The following is a 16,801-nucleotide window of genomic DNA, read 5'->3' on the forward strand; positions in this document are numbered from 1 at the left end:
ACCCCTGGCGGTCATGCGCCGTGGGGGGATATGGCAACGGGTCCAACCCGCCGTGCCCGCGGGTCTCTGCCAGGCGGGCGAACCCAGCGCCCCCCGGTCAGGACGGCCCCATCATGGTGCCGTCCCAGGACTCCGACCAGTCCGCTGAAAGCCCGCACCGGGCCAGTGACGGCCCGGCAACACCTTCCAGCGCGGCGGGACCTCCTACCGTGTGGCCTGCCTGCTACACCACCGCCCGCTGGAGCATCTGCGCGAGCATGTCCGCGCTGCGCTCGCTGCTGAACGTCGTCTCCACCTTGCGGCGGCCCGCCTCACCCAGCCGGTGGGCCTCCTGGGGGTCGCGCGCCACGGTTTCCAGCCTGTCCGCCAGGGTGTGGGGCTGCTGCGGGGGCACGAGGATTCCGTCCACACCGTCATCCACCAACTCCGGCACCCCACCCGCGCCCGTCACCACCACGGGCACGCGCATGGCCATGGCCTCCATGATGGCCACGCCCAACGGCTCCTGGAGGCTGGCCAGCGAGAAGATGTGCGCGCGCTCGATTTCACCGCGCACCGTGTCCTCGCTCACCGCGCCCAGCAACGTCACCGCGTCGCCCAGGCCCGTCTCCTGGATTTTGGCCTCCAGCACCTTGCGGTACGTGGTGCCGCCGGCCTCGTCCTCGCCCGCGATGGACAGCCGCGCGTCCAACCCCTTCGCGCGCAACATCCCCACCGCGTCGATGAGGTCCGCGTGGCCCTTGCAGGGGTTGAGGCGACCGCAGGAGAAGATGCGCAGCGGGCCTTCACCCGTCCACGCCGAGTAGGGCACGGAGCGGTTGAACTTGCGCAGCTCCACGCCCATGGGCGCCAGCTCGATGCGCGACGGCAGCGCGCCGGCCAGCTCGTCATTCACTTCCTTGAGCAGCTTCTTCGTAATCACGAAGGCGAACCGCGCGTGCCGCCACTTCTCGCGCTGGTTGGGGCCGTAGTCGTCCAGCGGCCCGTGCAGCGTCAGGCTGTAGGGCAACCCCGACAGGAGGTTCGCGAAGAGCGCCACGTGCGCGGCGTTGGCGCATGAATGGACGTGGACGTGCGTCCAGCCCCGCTCCCGCGCCAGCGACGCCAGCCGGCCACCCATGACGGCGAAGGCCAACAGCCGCGCGCGGCCCTTCGCGTCCAGCCCTTCCGCTCGGGCGATGGAGGCCAGGCACCGGGCCCAGCCCGTGGGCATGGCGCGGGCCACCTCCGCGGCGGCCTTGGCGACCCCCAGCGGCCCCGCCGGCGCCAGGTACTCCGTGCGCGACATGGCCTCGCGCGCCCAGCTGTGCGAGATGATGCGCGCGGGAGGCGGACGCGTGGACACCAGCTCCGGCGTCACGCCCTTCCCCTGCAGCGCCTGCAGCTCGCGCCAGAAGAAGATGTGAGTCTGTCCGGGGAACTCGGGAATCAAATAGCCAATCTTCTGCACAGTGGATGGCATAACACGCCTGCCTGCCCCTGCCACGGCGTGGGTAGGGGCGTACCCAGCCCGTCACACGCCCTTCACGCTCGCGGTGGGGAGGGCTTTGCGAGCCCCGCCGGGCCGACTGGGGAGCGCGCGACGGAACGCCCGGTCCGGGAGGCGCTGACCGTCGCTCGTCACAGGCGCGCTCCGCGGCAGCCAGGCGGGCCGCCGCGCCCCGGACTGCCCGGAGAGGCCGTTGGGCCGACGCCACGCGTTGCGCTATACCGAGCCCCTCCCCATGGCAGCCGATTCCAGCGCACCTCCCGCCGACGCCACCTCGACCGACAGCGCCATTCCGTCCCCGGCGCTGCAACGGCTGTGGTTCGCCCTGGAGCGCCACGCGTGGAGCTTCCTCACGGTGGTGCCGGCCCACCCGGGGGCTCCGGCGCTGGAGGCCGCCACGGCCGTGCTGGAGGCGGGCGCGCCCTACGCCTATACGCAGAAAATCCACCTGGAAGACGCCACCAGCCTGTCGCCCACGGCCGCCGCGCAGAAGGTGCAGGAGCTGCGCGAGCGTGTGTCCCGGGGCGAGCGTGTCGTCGCCGTCATCGACTCGCTGATGACCCGTCCGGCCAGCCTGCCCCTGGCGCTGGCCGCCGACGGCTGCCTCCTCTGCGTCACCCTGGGCGAGACGGACTTCGGCGCCGCCAGCAAGACACTGGAGTTCGTGGGCCGCGAGCGCTTCCTCGGCAGCGTCACCTTTCCCCGGCTGACGAAGAAGCAGCGCCGGGCGTCTTCCCAGAAGAAGAAGGCATGAGCTCCACCTCCGCGCCCCGGCTCAGCGTCGTCATCGCCACGTACAACCGGCTGCCCCTCATTACCCGGCTGCTGTGGCAGCTGGCCGGGCAGACGCTGCCGCCCGAGCAGTTCGAAGTCGTCGTGGTGGACGACGGCTCCAAGGAGCCCACCCGCGAGCCGCTGCAGGCCCTGGCCCTGCCCTACACCCTGCGCGTGGAGGTGCAGCAGAACGCAGGCGCCGCCGCCGCCCGGCACCGGGGCGTCATGGCCGCCCGGGGCCAAGTGGTGCTCGTCACGGATGACGACATGCAGGTGGCCCCGGACTTCCTGGAGCGGCACCTAGCCCACCACCCGGAGGGCTCGCGCACCGTGGTGCTGGGCCGCATCCGGCCGGACCCGTCCATTGGCGACATGCCGCTGTTCGAGCGCTGGTACGCGTACCTCAACAACCGCATGGCCGAGGAGCTCTCCACGCCCGGCGCCCGCGCCCGCGGCGTCCACCTGTTCACCGGCAACGTGTCCTTCCCTCGCGCGGACTACGTGGGCGTGGGCGGCTTCGACAAGTCATTGGGACAGTCGGAGGACGTGGAGCTGGGCGTGCGGCTGGAGAAGGCCGGCTGCGCCTTCGTCTTCGCGCGTGACGCGTACGTGCTGCACGGCAGTGACCACGTGTCCTTCGAGCGCTGGCTGAAGCGCGCGCACCGCTACGGCATGTTCGACACGCAGGTGGCCCGGAAGCACCCGGACGTGCGTGACGTCAATCCGTGGCGGCTGCTCTTCCAGACCAATCCGCTCACCCGCCCGCTGCTGGCCGCCACCCTGGTGGCGCCGGACGCGTCACGCGTGCTGACGCGCGCGGTGATGCACGCCGCCAACGCCGCGGACAAGCTGGGCCTGGAGAAGGCCGCCTTCGCCGGCACCTCCGTGGTGTACGGGATGGAGTATCTGCGCGGCGCGCGCGGCGAGGCCGGCGGCTGGACGGGCATTGCCCGCGAGGTCGCTCGCTACCTGCAAGGCCGGGGGGAGTAGTCACACACCATGCTGAAGGCCAGGGAATCGATGATTGGCTCGCTCGTCACGGATGCGCTGGAGCTGGCGAAGGCCGCCAATGGCAGCTCGGACGCGAAGTCCATTGCCAAGGTGGTGCTGACCAGTGACTCGTACCGCATCACCGCGCTCAACCGCGCCCGCGAGGCCGCGCTGGCCTACCGCATCCCCCTGGTCAACCACGTGCTGCGCGTGGCGCAGACGGCGGTGATGGGGATTGAGATTGGCAAGGACGTCACGCTCGGCAAGGGCGTGTACTTCGTGCACAGCCTGGGCGTCGTCATCGGCGGCGACGCGCGCATTGGCGACCGCGTGCGATTCTACGGGAACAACACCGTGGGCACCGCGAAGGACAACGGCTATCCCGTCATCGAGGATGACGTCTGGATTGGCGCGGGGGCCCGCATCCTGGGACCGGTGCGCATCGGCGCGCGCTCGCGCATCGGCGCCAACGCGGTGGTGCTCCAGGACGTGCCGCCGGACAGCGTGGCCGTGGGGATTCCCGCTCGCATCTTCCCGCGCAAGGACACGGACGAAGTCGCGCTCTAGCGTGGTGGGGCGGGCGCCGCCCATGGAGGATGAAGTGATGCGTTCGCGGACGAAGGCTGGCGCCGCTGTACTGGCGGGTGCGCTGCTGGCCGGTGGCACCGTGACGGTGGCGCGGGCCGTCGGCGCGGAAGCGCCGGGAGCGAGCAGCGCGGCCACGGCAGCGCCGGGCACGAGCAACGCGGCGGATACAAGCGGCGCCGCGGCGACGACGCCAGGCACCAGCACGGAAAAGACCGTGCCGGTGATGCTGTACGACGGAGGCCTGTCCTCCAATTGGAAGGACCTCGGCTGGGCGCAGCGCGAGCTCCCCAAGGGCGCTCCGGCGCGCATGCGCCTGTTCAACTACGCCGGGTGGATTCTCTACCGGCCGAAGCTGGAGGGCACCTTCGGCGCGCTGTCGTTCCGGTTCAGCGCTCCGGAGTCCTTCGGCGAGTTCCTGGAGGTCCGCCTGGACGCCCCGGGCGCCGCCAGCTTCCCGCGCGTCCCCATCATCCCCGAGCTCCAGGTCCGCAAGGACGGCGAGTGGTCGGAAATCGTCATCCCCATGGAGCAGCTCAACCCGCGCGGCCAGCCGTTCGACCGCGTGGTGCTGCGCGCGTCCAAGAGCGTGGGCCGTGAATGGGTGCTGTTCGACAAGGTGGCGCTGGTGCCGCTGCCGCCCGAATTGGCCGCCGCGCTGGCCGCGGGGGGCGGACGCACGGGCCAGGGCAGTGGCCGCGAGGCGCCCATGACCATCGACTGCACCGCGCCGAGCCACCGCATCAGCCCGCTCATCTACGGCATCGCCTTCGACGGGTTGACGGAGAAGCGCGACAAGCACCAGTACGAGGTGGGCGCCACCACGCGCCGCTGGGGCGGCAATCCCACGTCCCGCTACAACTGGAAGCTGGGTGGCGCGTGGAACACCGCGAACGACTGGTTCTACCAGAACGTCGACATCGGCCTGAGCTACGACGACTTCCTGGAGTCCAACCGCAAGCACGGCATGACGTCCGCGCTGACGGTGCCCATCCTGGGCTGGGTGGCCAAGGACACGAAGTCGGTGGGCTTCCCCGTGTCGCGCTTCGGCCCGCAGCAGCAGGAGGACAACGGCTCGGGCAACGGGCTCGCCCAGGATGGCACGCCGCTGAAGCCCGGCTCGCCGTCCCTCACCAGCATGGAGGCCCCTCCGGAGTTCGTCGCCGAGTGGATCCGCGCCATCCGGAAGAAGGACCAGGAGCGGGGCCAACGCAGCGTCCAGACGTACATCCTGGACAACGAGCCCATGCTCTGGAACTCCACGCACCGCGACGTGCACCCGGAGCCGCTGTCGTATGACGGGCTGCTGGAGCGCACGATTGCCTACGGCACGGTGGTGCGGAGGGAAGACCCGGAGGGCCTCATCGCGGGCCCGGCCGAGTGGGGCTGGACGAACTACCTGTGGTCCGCGGCGGACTTCACGCCGGGGAAGATGCCGCACGCCGACCGGCGCGCGCACGGCAACATGCCGCTGCTGCCCTGGTACCTGCGGCAGCTTCGCGAGCACGAGAAGAAGACGGGCGTGCGGCTGCTCGACATCGTGGACCTGCACTTCTATCCACAGACGAACGTCGGTGTCGGCCTGGAAGGCAACACGGACCCCGCCACCAACGCGCGCCGCATCCGCTCCACGCGCGGGCTGTGGGACCCCACGTACAAGGACGAGTCCTGGATTGGCGAGCCCGTGCGCCTCATTCCGCGCATGAAGGAATGGATCGCCGACAACTACCCGGGCCTGCGCATCTCCATTGGTGAGTACAACTTCGGCGCCTTCCGGCACATGAGCGGCGGACTGGCCCAGGCCGAGACGCTGGGCCGCTTCGCGCAGGAGAACATCTACTCCGCCTACTTCTGGCAGTACCCCACCGAGGGCTCGCCGGTGTTCTGGGCGTTCCGCGCGTTCCGGAACTTCGACGGCAAGGGCAGCCACTTCCAGGACTGGTGGGTGCCCGCGAAGGCCGCCGAGGGCACCAGCGTGTTCGCCTCGCGCGACGAGGCGGGCGGCAAGCTGGTGGCGGTGGTGCTCAACTTCGACCCGGACCAGGCCGCTCAGGCGCAGATTCAACTCAAGGGCTGCGGGACACTCGACAGCGTGCGCGTGCTGGGCTACTCGGGCGCACCTGGGGGGTTCACCGAGCAGACTCCCGGTGCGAAGGCCGCGGGCTCCCTGACACAGCGGCTGCCGCCCTATTCCATGACCGTGCTCGACCTGACGGTGAAGAAGCCATGAGCTCCGCCGCGACGCCCGTCCCCCCGCAGACCCCGTTCACCACTGGCCGAGCGCGCCTGAACATCGGCCAGCTCGCCATCGACCAGCTCACCTTCGAGGAGGCGGTGACGGAGATTGGCCGGCTGGTGGACTCGCGCCAGGGCGGCTACGTGTTCACCGCCAACGTGGACCACGTGGTGCTGGCCGAGGACCACGCGCAGTTCCGCGAGGCGTACTCACGCGCCACGATTTCGGTGGTGGATGGCATGCCCATCGTCTGGGCCTCGCGCGCCATGGACGTGCCGCTGCCCGAGCGCATCGCCGGTTCGGACCTCATCCTCCCGCTGATGAAGCTGGGGGCGGAGCGCAAATGGCGCGTGTTCCTGCTGGGCGCGGGCCCCGGCGTGGCGGAGAAGGTGGGCCGCATCGTCGGCGAGCAGTACGGCGTGGAGGTGGTGGGCTGGGATTCGCCCATGGTGCGCGTGGACGGCGGCGACGCGCAGAACGACCCGATTGTCGCGAAGATTCGCGAGAAGGACCCGCACCTGCTGCTGGTGGCGCTGGGCAGCCCGAAGCAGGAGGTGTGGATTTCGCAGGTGACCTCCAAGCTGGGCCCCACGGTGGCCATTGGCATTGGCGCGGGGCTGGACTTCATCGCCGGCACGGCGAAGCGCGCGCCCGTGTGGATTTCGCGGGCGGGCTTCGAATGGCTGTACCGCCTGGTGAACGAGCCCAAGCGCCTGTGGCGGCGGTACATCCTGAATGACTCCCGCTTCGCCACGATTCTGCTGCGCGAGTTCTGGCAGCGGACGGGCGTGAAGAAGCCGGAGTAGCCGCCCGCGTCACACGGGGGTGAACTTCATCCCCGTGGCCCCGGATTGCTCGAGGGCGACCTTGAGGTCCTCGGAGACGATGAGGGCGCCGGTCCATCCCCAGGTGCGGAACACCTTGGCGCCGCCCACCTTCGAGGTATCGATGCGCAGGCCCGCCACAGAGAAGTAGGTCCCGACCTTCTCCGGCATGCCGTCCTCCGGTTCCCAATAGCGGACCTCGGAGGAGTGGACGTCATCAATGCACCGGATGAGCCGAAGGGCGTTCAGCACGAGGTACTGGTCGGGCTGTGAAGGGATGTCGACCGGTAGGAACTGGACCTCGTCCGGGACCCGCTCCGCGAGCAGGGACGCCACCCGGACATGCACGATGGGAATGCTGTACGGCGCGTGGGTGAAATCGAGCGGCCCGCCGGGTGCCTCGATGGAAACCTTCAAGCGGCCCTTTATCGACAGAGGCGCTCCGTTCCTGAGCAGCGCCGGTTGCACCTCGACTTCATCCGGTCCGACGAGGGCTCCCACCTCCCAGCGCTTGGGCAGATACATGTCATCCGTGAGCTGGTAGTACCGCATCGGCATGATGGAACGCTCCTAGCGCCGCGTGCCCGAAGTCACCAGTGTGTTGAGCCGCGTGCCTGGTGTCGAGACCTCACGCGCCAAGCGGTTCAGCGCCCGGGTCAGTGCCTCGCGGCATTGGACAACGGTCAGACAGGTGCTCGTGGCCTCTTCGAGCGTGAAAAGGACCTCCTCGTGGTACTCGCGAGGATGTGGTCCTCGGTGCGCTGAGACGGGAATGATGTTCTCAGGGTCCTTCAACTCCATCGCTGCCCGTTTGAAGATGGCCTTGAATCTCGGCGTCCACGGCCCACCACGCGCCGTCGAGACCTCGTTCTTGTTCGTGGCAATGTGATGCTTCTGCGTGCGGCTCGCGCCGTCCGCGCCACCGGCCGTCATGGCCACGGCATGCGGCGCCAGCGCGACGGTGAAGCCATCGGCCGTCATCGCCACTGACTCCACGCTCCCGAGCGCCGCGTACCGGTAGCCCGCCTGCACCTCGACGTTCAGCGCCGCCTGTGAGGAGCCCGGCAGCCTGGGTGCTTTCGCCGCCAGTCCCGCCGTGTTCCCGATGGCCGCCGTGGCCAGCATGACGAAGATGCGCGCGGCGTTCTCTCCGAGCACCTCGCCGTATGCCTCTCCCGCCGCGCTGAGTTGCTCGAAGGTCCTGGCCCGGTCCGCTTGGCGCACCAGGGCAATCCACCCATCCAGCAAGAGCCACACCGTATCCACACCGAGATACGCAATCGCGGTCGCCGTCACGAGTGCGGCAACGCCCTTGCTCACCGGCTCCGGCAAGGCCCACAGCAGCAGGTACACGCTGACGGACGCTGTCACCGTCGCCATCACAGCCTGAGGATCCGCCATGTCCCGCAGTGCCTCGGCCGTCTCTTCCCAGACCGAGTCCATGGCGATGGCCATCGCCAGCGTGTACTTCCCATCGCTGGCCAGCAGAGGGCCTTCATCCAGTAGTCGTAGGCAGTCACCCGGCTGCCGCTGCCGCGCGCACCATTGGCCGTAGTCGCGCGTCAGCGCCTCATCCGCATAAGCCATCAACAGGCTCGGACCGTCCGCGCGCTCCTCCACGGGGATCAACCTCTGGCTTCGATGCTCGTACGCGTAGACCCCACTCCTGTCCGGTACACCGAAGCGCCGCCGCGCATCGCGCAGTGGATGCAGGGAGGGCCTCACATCCCGGGCCAATGACACCACGGCGGTCTCGAACGCCTCATCGTCCAACGCCACGGAACTGGCGCCTTCCGCATCACGCGGTGCGTGCACGATGGGCGCAGCCTCTCCCGTGTCCAGACGCACCACACGCACCGTCGAGCACGCGGGCCCGATGAGTAGCAGCAAGACCATCCCAGGCAGCCGCATGGGCACCCCCGTGGCCTCGAGTCCATGCGAGGCGCCCCGTCAAACTAGCTCCCGGGCGTGACACAGCTCTGGCGAGTCACCTTTGACAACACCTCGGGATTCCACTGGGGCACGAACCAGGCCTACGTCCTCCTCCATCACGAGGACCTCGCCGCGAACCGACTGGAGCGCGCGGTGGTGACCTGGGCGAATGCCTGAGTGAATCTGGAAGCACGCTCACACGTCGGGCGAGTTCGACCTGCCAGCCAGGTTCTCCCGCTTACCCCGCCGAGCATGCGATACCTGACACCCATGTCCTCTTGGAACCGAGTGGCGGGAGCGCCGCCCTCGGCGCTGCTGCGGCACGCCTTGACCTCGCTGAAGCAACACTACGCCTGGGAGTACCGCGCCCTGGGCGAGTCCGAGGCCCTCCGGAGACTTCAAGAGGGACTCTCCACCGCGCACCGGCAGGGACTGGGAGAGACGCCGCAGGCCGTGCTGTTCGCGCTCGGCCAGGTGCTCGCGGATGCAGCCACGCCTGGCTACGACGCGACCTCCTGGGCCACCACGTGCCGGCGCTCCGCCCCCGGCCACGGCGTCGCCAAGGGCCCCTGGAAGGGCGCGCTGACCATCCGCGACGCCCAGATGCAGGCCTTCGAAAATCCCGCGAAGCCCAGCGTCCAGGAGCGACAGCTCTCGCACCTGCGACGCGTCTTCCCCGAACGGATGAGCGCCCTCAGCCCCGCCGCCGCGCTCGCGCTCGTCGAGGAGGGTGCCGCCACCGCGCAGCGCCACGGCATCCAGGACCCGAAGAGCATCACCCTCCTCACCGACCTCGTCGTGGTGAAGGGCCCTGGCTTCGAGGACACCCCCACCATGGCCTGGAGCGGCGCCATCCTGCGCTCGGCGTCGATTCCCTCCGAGGAGAAGGCCGGGATGATTCTCCGCATGCTGAAGCAGCAAGGCAGCGAGGTCCCCAATGCCACCAACCGCTGACTGGACCGACCGCGCGACCCAGGACGTCGCCAACGTGCCCCCGGATGCGGGCGCCCCCGTCATGCGCTGCCCCACCACTGCGGCCACCGTCATCGTCCAGGTGTGGTGTCCTGAGAACGCACAGCTCATCGGCGACACGACCGTCCAGCTCAACGGCCCAACGGGACAGCAGGGCGCCACCGCCGTGGACTCGGGGGCCGTCACGTTCCGCCCGCTGCAAGCTGGCGCCTATTCGCTCCAGCTCACCCTCACGGGCGCGAACGCCAGGAACTACCGCATCGACGCGCCTCCCGGCCCCTTCTCCCTGGCCGCGAGCGAGTCCAAGAGCATCATCGTCCCCGTCCGGTGTGTGATTCCCAAGGCCGTCGCCACCGTGAAGAGCCGGCCTCCGCTCCACGCCAAGGCCCAGGTGACATCCCGCTCGGGCGCCCCCCAGGACTCCGGCGCATCGCGAAGCCCCGCCTCCGCCACGGCCACCGTCACCTCGCGGCCTCCGAGCACCGCCAAGGCCACCTTCGCTGCGGAGCCCTCGGGCTCCGCCCAAGCCCGTGCCACATCCCAGCGCCCCAGCTCCGCCCGGGCCTCCTTTTCCCCTCAGCCCAAGCTCGACTGAGCCCATCCCGACAAGGAATTCCACATGCAATACGAGGTCTATGAGGGCGATCCGATCGACCTGGCCGGCGTCGAGACCGAGGAAGACGTCGAGTTCACCCTCCTCAACACGGATGGCAACGGCAAGGAAGAGAAGGCGACGGCCAAGAGCCACAAGCACACCTGCGGCAAGGTCCCCCCCGGGAAGGACCACTACGTCATCTCGTGGAAGTACAAGCTGCCGGCCCAGGAGGAGCTCCTCTCTGGCAAGGACACCTTCCGCGTCTGGCCCAAGCACCTGAAACTCGCCGTCCAGTTGAAGGAGGGCGCCAAGGGCTCGGTGGAGGGCTTCACCTTCTCCCTTGCGCAAGGTGAGAAGACCGAGAAGCCCACGGTGACGGGAGGCGCTTGGACCGGCCCGCTCGAAAAGAAGGCCTACCAACTCGAGGTCGTCTCCCCATGGAAGCTCGAGGAGAAGATTGCCTCCACGGAAGAGGCCGCGAGCTACACGCTCAAGGTCTCCCAGCTTCCGTGGACGGCGAAAATCATCTCGCACGCCGACGGCAGGGCCGAGGCCACCCCCTGGAAACAGTATGTGAACAGCCCCCTCCAGGACGGCACGGAGAACGGAAACATCATGCGGGTGGAGGTGGCACCGCATGACCGGGCGCTCGGCTTGAAGGACCAGAAGCTCAGCGTGTGCGTCACCTTCAAGGCCACCAACAGCAAGCGGACCACGCCCCGTCCGGCGCTCATCCTCAACGGCGCGGAGCAGACCAGCACGGACCCGGACGCGGCGCCGGGGACGGCGGACCTCGTCTACAAGGCCCAGCTCGCCCTGCCCGCGAATGGTGGCAGCTGCGTGTTCCACGTCCAGCTCGGCTACGCCGGCGGCGACAGCTGTCACATCCAGGTCGGCTTCGATGACGGCACGGGCGACGACGAACTCTGGGTCTGCAACTGGCGGAGGCTGGAGTCCGAGTTCGTCGTCCCCCACAGCGACTTGCGCCAGGGCTGGGACGAAATCGTCAACAACGACGACGTGGCCCCCAGGCCTCACGCGACCTTCAAGGCCGCCCTCAAGCGAATCCTCGACCCGCTGTTCATCGAGCTGAACTTCCCCGATGCCTTTTGCGCCGTCTACACGGCCGCCAACATCAATACCCTGCTGTCGGCGCGGGGGGGCGTGGATACCTTCATCATGCCGGGCGCGTACGTCCACCCCAGGCTCACCGCGGACAAGAACTGCACGTTCCTGCCCCCCACCGACCTGGATGCCCTCAGGGACCTCGTCCTCCACAATGCGCCGGCGGATCCTCGCCGGTTCATGCTCGTCTGGACGGACATGCTGCCCAAGACGCTGTCTGACGATGACGCAAACGTGGCCGCCGCGACGCCCGGCGAGTACGTGGCCGTGTTCGAGGCCAAGGACACCCCGGTGGAGCACTCGACAGCCAAAGGGCAGCTCACCGCCCTGCGCAACCCCGTGTGCACGAGCGCCGCGGACCTGTGGGGCGTGGAGAAGGTCTACTGGCGCATCACCGGCTTCCGCAAACAGGGCGACACCGAGTGGTTGGAGAAGGAGGTCATCTGGAAGGAGGACGAGCCAGGGCAAAGCGAACTCAACTCCCTCTGGAATTACTGGGAGGAGCCCACGGAGGTGCTTCCAACGACCGAGGCGGAAGCCTCGAAGTGGGTCGACTTCGTCTCCTCACAGAAGTTCAAGATCAAGCTGCCCAACACGGACCCCAATGACCCCGGGCAGTATCTGGACTGGAACGGCTACGAGCACCGAATCGTGGTCACCGTGGGGCTCCGTCACTTCCAGATGGGGGCGAACGCCAACGCCGTCCAGGGGAAGATAAGGATGACGCCGTGCATGGGCCTTGGCACCGCCGATGGCGTCGCGCGAACGCTGTGCCATGAGATGGGCCACAACCTGGGCCACGCGTACATCGAGAACAAAGGTGAAGCGACCGACAAGCGAGGCCGCCTCCCCAGGCACCAGATTCCAGGCATCCCGTTCGACGCCTTCATCCCCGCGGGCTTCTTCTATGCAGGCCGCGGCCACAAGGGCGCGCACTGCGCGCATGGATTGAAGGCCGCTGGAAAGAACCTGGGCGCCAGGAGCTTTGCCCCTGCCGACTTCCAGCTCGACACCAACTGCGTTCTCTTCGGCCAGGGTGACCAGACGAAGACGGTGCAGTTCAACTACTGCCCGGAGTGCACGCGCTACATCCGGGCCAGCGACGCGCTCGACATCACGACGAACTGGAAGGCCTAGTGGACATGGCACCGGGCATCTTCGAAATCGAGGGCCAGGACTACTGGACGGACCCGTTCAAGTTCAGCGCACGGGTGCTGCGCAAGTTCCTCCCCGAGGGACGCTATGGGCTGTTCCTGGACACGCCAGCGGAAGCGAACCTCGTGCGGATCGACCGCATCCCCCTGCTGGCGCTGTACGCGGCCAGGCAGCAGGAGATGCGCATCTACGACCCATGGAGCACCGGCCATCTCGTGGCCGTGCGGATGGAAGACCGGACGCTCGACATCACTCCGCTGTTCGAACCACCGGAGCAGCCGGGGCTGTTCGACCAGGACCCGCCGCCCTCCGAGCCCCCGGGCTCAGGCGCCCTGGCCGTCGTCGAGCAGACGGACGCGCTCCGCCTGGATGCCCTGCAACAGCCCGGGCACTACGTGCTGACGGCGCTGATGCTGGACCGCACGTCCAACCGCGTGCAGCTCCACATCACCCGCCCCACGCCTGGCGGATACCAGGACGAGGAGGTTGCTCGCTTTCTGGAGGCCATGCGTCAGCAGCCTCCACCGCCCGAGCCCGTGCGGTATGCCCCCGGCGAGGACGAGCGCCAGTTCAAGGCCCGACCGGACAGTCCTCCCGCGCCGGAGGCCCCGGGCATCGCCGTGCACGGTGAGCGGGTGTTCCTGTACGAGCAGGGCCGGCCCGCATGGATCCGCGGCACCTTCCAGGTGCCCGTGCTGGCCCACGAGCGGGTTCCGCCCAGGCCCGAGAAGGACGACGACGGCTACGGCGAGCCCCGCCCGGTGGCCATCGTCCCCGTCTTCCTGGTGGTGATTGGCAGTCGCACGGGCGAAGCCGAGGTGATTTCCCTCCGCGTCCCCTGCTTCCAGGACGCGCCCGTGGAAGCGGGGTCCCTGGTGACGGGGCACTTCGAATACGACCTCTTCCAGCACCCCGCCTTCACCGGGAAGGCCCAGACGAACTTCGTCTACGCCTTCTGTGGGGAAGCCATGAGCGGTCCCACGCGGATGGCCGTGGTGACGCGCGACATGCTGGAGTTGGGGGGCCGCCGCCGGCCGTAGGTCTCCACGCCCGGGCGGGTTCCTTTTCCGGAGCCCGCCCGAAAATGGTTTCGTCCATTTTCCCCGCCCCGGACGTTGGGCATTTCGTGGACCCTGCAGGCCCCTCCAGACGCGGCCCCTTGAGCGACGACACCTCGGCGGAGGCACGCCAGTGGCTTGCCCGGTTCCATGCCGGGGACGCCCGGGTCCTCAACGCCTGCTACCGGGACCACTTCGACACGGTGTACCGCTCCGCCGCTCGCGTCCTCCCGGCAGTGGACGCGGAGACCGTGGTTCACGACGTCTTCCTCCGGCTCGTGTCCGATGAGGCCGCGCGCCGCTCCTTCCAGGGTGGCTCCCTGGCGGGATGGCTGCACATTCTCTCCCACAACCTCGCTGTGGACCGGGTGCGCCGTCAGCGGCGTGAGTCGGACGCCCTGGCCCGGCTCGCCATGGAGTCCTCAGTGTCCGAGGACCCCACCCCGCCCGAGCCCGGGCTCGACGCCAGCCTCCTGCTGGAGCGTTTCCGTCAGGAGTGCCTGCCCCCCAAGTGGGCCCCCGTCTTCGAGGCCCGCTTCGTGCGCCAGCTCAGTCAGCGCGAGGCTGCCACCGCCCTGCGCATGCGCCGCACCACCCTGGCCTACCAGGAGCTGCGCGTCCGCCAGCTCCTCAAGAAGTTCCTCCTCACCCCGGAGGCCCGATGAGCCCCTCCTGCGCCCTCCTCCCCCTCGTCGACCGTCACTTCTCCGGGCGAATCGCACCTCTGGATGAACGGCGCATGCGCGAGCACCTCCCGGACTGCGCCCACTGCCGCGAACGCTATGAGCGCCAGCTCCTCCTCGCCCGGATGGACCCTTCCGCTCCGGATGCGCGGACACGGCTGGCCCGGGGATTGGGGCTCGGCGCGTCCGCGCTTCCACGGCCCGAGGGGCGCGCATCGGATGCGCGCGCCAACGCGCCGCACTGGTGGCACCTCGCGCTGGTTCCCGTGGCGGTGGCCTGCCTCACGATGCTCGTGGTCCGCCTGCCCTCCGCCGCCACCGACGACACGGGCTTCACCGCTCGGGGCGCGGGCAATGCGGCGGCCCAGGCGCGGCTGCTCGCCTACGCCGTGACGCCCGGTGGCCACACCACCCTGCTAGGCCCCGCGCTGCGGCCCGAGCAGGAGCTGGCCTTCGCCTTCCGCAACCCCGACGCGCACCGCTTCCTCATGGTCTTCGCCCGGGACACCGCGGGCCGCGTCTACTGGTACCACCCGAGCTGGACCGACCCGGCGAGCAACCCCTCGGCCATTCCCATCCCCGATGGGGACACCTTGCGCGAATTGCCCGAAGCCATCTCTCATCCGCTCGCGCCCGGGGCCCTCACCCTTCACGCCGTCTTCCTGGAGTCGCCGCTCACCGTGAGGCAGATGGAGTCGCTCGTGGAGCAGGGCGACCTCGACACAGTGCTCCCCGCCGGCGCGGATGTCACCTCGCTCCAGCTCCAGGTCATCCCATGAGATTCGCCGTCCTGCTTTTCGCCCTGCTTCCGGTGGTGGCCACGGGGTCCTCCATGACGGAGGCCATCCCGCCTCATCCGCGCACAGTGTCCTTGGAGGCCGCGACGCCGCCGCGCACCGCCTCCTTCGCGCTCATCATCGGCGTCAATCGCAGCCACGAGCCGGACCAGCTCGCGCTGCGCTTCGCGGATGACGATGCCGCGCGATACCTGGACCTGTTCCGCATGCTCGGCGCGCGCACGTACCTGCTCGCGCGCATGGACGACAACACGCGCCGACTGCACCCGCAGGCCGCCGCCGAGGCCCTGGACCCCAAGCACCCGGAGCTGGCCTCCTCCGTGAAGAAGCTGGGCGAGGACATCGCCTTGGCGCGCAGCCGTGGCGTGGAGACCGTGGCCTACGTCGTCTACGCGGGCCACGGCAACGTGCGCAACGGCGAGGGCTACGTCAGCCTGGAGGACGGTCCTCTCACCGGGCAGATGCTGTCCTCGGACGTGGTGGGGAAGCTCGGCGCCGACCGCGTCCACCTCATCGTCGACGCGTGCTACTCGTACTTCCTGGCCTACAGCCGTGGGCCTGGCGGACAGCGGCGTCCTCTGCCCGCGGGCTTCACGCGCGCAGTGGGCCTGGCGCTGGCGGACAACGTGGGCCTCCTGCTGTCCACCTCGTCCGCTCGCGAGAGCCATGAGTGGGAGGCCTTCGAGGCCGGCGTCTTCAACCACGAGGTGCGCTCGGGCCTCTTCGGCGCGGCGGATGCGGACGGTGACGGGCAAGTGAGCTACCGCGAAATCGCCGCCTTCGTGGAGCGCGCCAACGCGGCCATTCCGAACGAGCGCTTCCGCCCCCAGCTCCACGCTCGGCCGCCCAAGGGCTCCGAGCTGCTGGTGGACCTGCGCCCGGGGATGGAGCGGCGGCTCGAGGTCGACGGCACCCAGGGCGCGCACTACCTGCTGGAGGACACCAACGGCGTGCGCCTGGCCGAGTTCCACAACGCCCCGGGCCAGTCCCTGCGCCTGCTGCGCCCGCCTCCGCGCGGCCCCGTCTTCCTGCGACGCATGGGTAACGAAGCGGAGTACCCGCTGCCCACCGCGCCAGACGTCGTGCGCCTGGAGTCCCTGTCCGCCGAAGCGCCCCGCGTGGCGTCACGTGGCGCCGCGCACGCGTCCTTCCAGCACATCTTCACCCTGCCCTTCGGCAGCGACACCGTCGCGGGCTTCGAGTTCCGGGCGCCGCCACCCCTGACGCTGACGGAGGTCTCCGATACGGGGGGACGCTCCAGCCTCCGGAAGCAGCTCGGCTGGGGCGCGCTGGCGCTGGGCGTGGCCTCCGCGGGCGTGGGCATGTGGGCCACGATGGAGGCTCGCGACATCCGCGGCAGCATCTCACCCGGCCTGCCGCAGCAGGAGGCCGCCACGCGCAACCGCCGCATCCGCGCCTACAACACCGCCAGTGGCGTGCTCTACGGACTGGGCGGCGCGGCGGTGCTGAGCGGCGCGCTGCTGTTCCTGTGGCCGGACACGGACACGGTGCCACTGGCCACCCTGAGCTCGGATGGCGCGGCCCTGGGCCTTTTGGGCACATTCTGATTCGTCCAACGCGCGGGC

General features: G+C 69.3%; 16 protein-coding genes. 13 read left to right on the forward strand and 3 right to left on the reverse strand.

Translation table 11 applies throughout. From position 1 onward, the window contains the following. Positions 1 to 223 precede the first annotated feature (223 nt). Positions 224 to 1,462 carry an exopolysaccharide biosynthesis GT4 family glycosyltransferase EpsE gene (epsE, locus tag OZ403_RS39040; protein ID WP_140796223.1) on the reverse strand — a complete coding sequence of 413 codons (1,239 nt, stop codon included), beginning with the start codon at positions 1,460 to 1,462 and terminating at the stop codon, positions 224 to 226. A 262-nt stretch (positions 1,463 to 1,724) separates the two neighbouring features. On the opposite strand from epsE, the gene OZ403_RS39045 reads away from it, so the two are divergent. Genes OZ403_RS39045 through epsA form a run of 5 tightly spaced genes read left to right on the forward strand, consistent with a single transcriptional unit; the run spans position 1,725 to position 6,880 of the window. Further along, positions 1,725 to 2,243, forward strand: coding sequence for a hypothetical protein (locus OZ403_RS39045; RefSeq protein WP_237080086.1), 519 nt, complete (start codon positions 1,725 to 1,727; stop codon positions 2,241 to 2,243). Continuing rightward, entirely contained in the window at positions 2,240 to 3,253 is a 1,014-nt protein-coding gene (gene epsD / locus OZ403_RS39050; protein WP_268783149.1) for an exopolysaccharide biosynthesis glycosyltransferase EpsD, read from the forward strand. The genes OZ403_RS39045 and epsD overlap by 4 nt, the downstream gene beginning before the upstream one ends. Before the next feature lie 9 nt (positions 3,254 to 3,262). Next, a complete protein-coding gene (epsC, locus tag OZ403_RS39055; protein ID WP_140796226.1) occupies positions 3,263 to 3,820 on the forward strand; it encodes a serine O-acetyltransferase EpsC in 558 nt (185 codons plus the stop codon). A 37-nt stretch (positions 3,821 to 3,857) separates the two neighbouring features. Then, entirely contained in the window at positions 3,858 to 6,068 is a 2,211-nt protein-coding gene (epsB, locus tag OZ403_RS39060; RefSeq protein WP_268783150.1) for a GH44 family glycoside hydrolase EpsB, read from the forward strand. Further along, on the forward strand, positions 6,065 to 6,880 hold the full coding sequence (gene epsA / locus OZ403_RS39065) for an exopolysaccharide biosynthesis glycosyltransferase EpsA (protein ID WP_268783151.1): 816 nt from the start codon (positions 6,065 to 6,067) through the stop codon (positions 6,878 to 6,880). Before epsB ends, epsA begins: the two co-directional genes overlap by 4 nt. Positions 6,881 to 6,889: 9 nt before the next feature. Here epsA and OZ403_RS39070 read toward each other — a convergent pair whose 3' ends face one another. Both OZ403_RS39070 and OZ403_RS39075 read right to left on the reverse strand, forming a co-directional pair. Next, entirely contained in the window at positions 6,890 to 7,456 is a 567-nt protein-coding gene (locus OZ403_RS39070) for an imm11 family protein (RefSeq protein WP_268783152.1), read from the reverse strand. 12 nt (positions 7,457 to 7,468) lie between these two features. Next, complete coding sequence (locus tag OZ403_RS39075) at positions 7,469 to 8,809, reverse strand: AHH domain-containing protein (RefSeq protein ID WP_268783153.1); 1,341 nt, start codon at positions 8,807 to 8,809, stop codon at positions 7,469 to 7,471. Between the two features lie 57 nt (positions 8,810 to 8,866). On the opposite strand from OZ403_RS39075, the gene OZ403_RS39080 reads away from it, so the two are divergent. From OZ403_RS39080 to OZ403_RS39115, 8 genes are all read left to right on the forward strand, one after another. Continuing rightward, on the forward strand, positions 8,867 to 9,007 hold the full coding sequence (locus tag OZ403_RS39080) for a hypothetical protein (protein ID WP_268783154.1): 141 nt from the start codon (positions 8,867 to 8,869) through the stop codon (positions 9,005 to 9,007). Between the two features lie 93 nt (positions 9,008 to 9,100). Further along, positions 9,101 to 9,784 (forward strand): hypothetical protein, encoded by a 684-nt coding sequence (locus OZ403_RS39085; RefSeq protein ID WP_268783155.1) that lies wholly within the window; start codon positions 9,101 to 9,103, stop codon positions 9,782 to 9,784. Next, positions 9,768 to 10,397, forward strand: a complete 630-nt coding sequence (locus OZ403_RS39090) for a hypothetical protein (RefSeq protein WP_268783156.1) — start codon at positions 9,768 to 9,770, stop codon at positions 10,395 to 10,397. The genes OZ403_RS39085 and OZ403_RS39090 overlap by 17 nt, the downstream gene beginning before the upstream one ends. Positions 10,398 to 10,421: 24 nt before the next feature. Further along, the gene (locus tag OZ403_RS39095; RefSeq protein WP_268783157.1) at positions 10,422 to 12,659 is read left to right on the forward strand and encodes a hypothetical protein; all 2,238 of its coding nucleotides are present in this window, start codon (positions 10,422 to 10,424) and stop codon (positions 12,657 to 12,659) included. 5 nt (positions 12,660 to 12,664) lie between these two features. Continuing rightward, on the forward strand, positions 12,665 to 13,717 hold the full coding sequence (locus OZ403_RS39100) for a hypothetical protein (protein WP_140796235.1): 1,053 nt from the start codon (positions 12,665 to 12,667) through the stop codon (positions 13,715 to 13,717). 119 nt (positions 13,718 to 13,836) lie between these two features. Next, positions 13,837 to 14,400: an RNA polymerase sigma factor gene (locus tag OZ403_RS39105; protein ID WP_140878132.1), complete on the forward strand. Its 564-nt coding sequence runs from the start codon at positions 13,837 to 13,839 to the stop codon at positions 14,398 to 14,400. A 74-nt stretch (positions 14,401 to 14,474) separates the two neighbouring features. After that, the gene (locus tag OZ403_RS39110; protein ID WP_268783158.1) at positions 14,475 to 15,197 is read left to right on the forward strand and encodes a hypothetical protein; all 723 of its coding nucleotides are present in this window, start codon (positions 14,475 to 14,477) and stop codon (positions 15,195 to 15,197) included. Beyond that, positions 15,194 to 16,783 (forward strand): hypothetical protein, encoded by a 1,590-nt coding sequence (locus OZ403_RS39115; RefSeq protein ID WP_268783159.1) that lies wholly within the window; start codon positions 15,194 to 15,196, stop codon positions 16,781 to 16,783. Before OZ403_RS39110 ends, OZ403_RS39115 begins: the two co-directional genes overlap by 4 nt. Positions 16,784 to 16,801 lie beyond the last annotated feature (18 nt).

It is taken from the genome of Myxococcus sp. NMCA1 (assembly GCF_026810205.1).
GTDB classification, from domain to species: Bacteria; Myxococcota; Myxococcia; order Myxococcales; family Myxococcaceae; genus Myxococcus; species Myxococcus xanthus_A.

What these genes read in the sequence shown, in the direction of transcription:
- epsE (WP_140796223.1), bottom strand. Translation starts at nt 1,462, where the DNA reads ATGCCATCCACTGTGCAGAAGATTGGCTATTTGATTCCCGAGTTCCCC.
- OZ403_RS39045 (WP_237080086.1), top strand. Translation starts at nt 1,725, where the DNA reads ATGGCAGCCGATTCCAGCGCACCTCCCGCCGACGCCACCTCGACCGAC.
- epsD (WP_268783149.1), top strand. Translation starts at nt 2,240, where the DNA reads ATGAGCTCCACCTCCGCGCCCCGGCTCAGCGTCGTCATCGCCACGTAC.
- epsC (WP_140796226.1), top strand. Translation starts at nt 3,263, where the DNA reads ATGCTGAAGGCCAGGGAATCGATGATTGGCTCGCTCGTCACGGATGCG.
- epsB (WP_268783150.1), top strand. Translation starts at nt 3,858, where the DNA reads ATGCGTTCGCGGACGAAGGCTGGCGCCGCTGTACTGGCGGGTGCGCTG.
- epsA (WP_268783151.1), top strand. Translation starts at nt 6,065, where the DNA reads ATGAGCTCCGCCGCGACGCCCGTCCCCCCGCAGACCCCGTTCACCACT.
- OZ403_RS39070 (WP_268783152.1), bottom strand. Translation starts at nt 7,456, where the DNA reads ATGCCGATGCGGTACTACCAGCTCACGGATGACATGTATCTGCCCAAG.
- OZ403_RS39075 (WP_268783153.1), bottom strand. Translation starts at nt 8,809, where the DNA reads ATGCGGCTGCCTGGGATGGTCTTGCTGCTACTCATCGGGCCCGCGTGC.
- OZ403_RS39085 (WP_268783155.1), top strand. Translation starts at nt 9,101, where the DNA reads ATGTCCTCTTGGAACCGAGTGGCGGGAGCGCCGCCCTCGGCGCTGCTG.
- OZ403_RS39090 (WP_268783156.1), top strand. Translation starts at nt 9,768, where the DNA reads ATGCCACCAACCGCTGACTGGACCGACCGCGCGACCCAGGACGTCGCC.
- OZ403_RS39095 (WP_268783157.1), top strand. Translation starts at nt 10,422, where the DNA reads ATGCAATACGAGGTCTATGAGGGCGATCCGATCGACCTGGCCGGCGTC.
- OZ403_RS39100 (WP_140796235.1), top strand. Translation starts at nt 12,665, where the DNA reads ATGGCACCGGGCATCTTCGAAATCGAGGGCCAGGACTACTGGACGGAC.
- OZ403_RS39110 (WP_268783158.1), top strand. Translation starts at nt 14,475, where the DNA reads ATGCGCGAGCACCTCCCGGACTGCGCCCACTGCCGCGAACGCTATGAG.
- OZ403_RS39115 (WP_268783159.1), top strand. Translation starts at nt 15,194, where the DNA reads ATGAGATTCGCCGTCCTGCTTTTCGCCCTGCTTCCGGTGGTGGCCACG.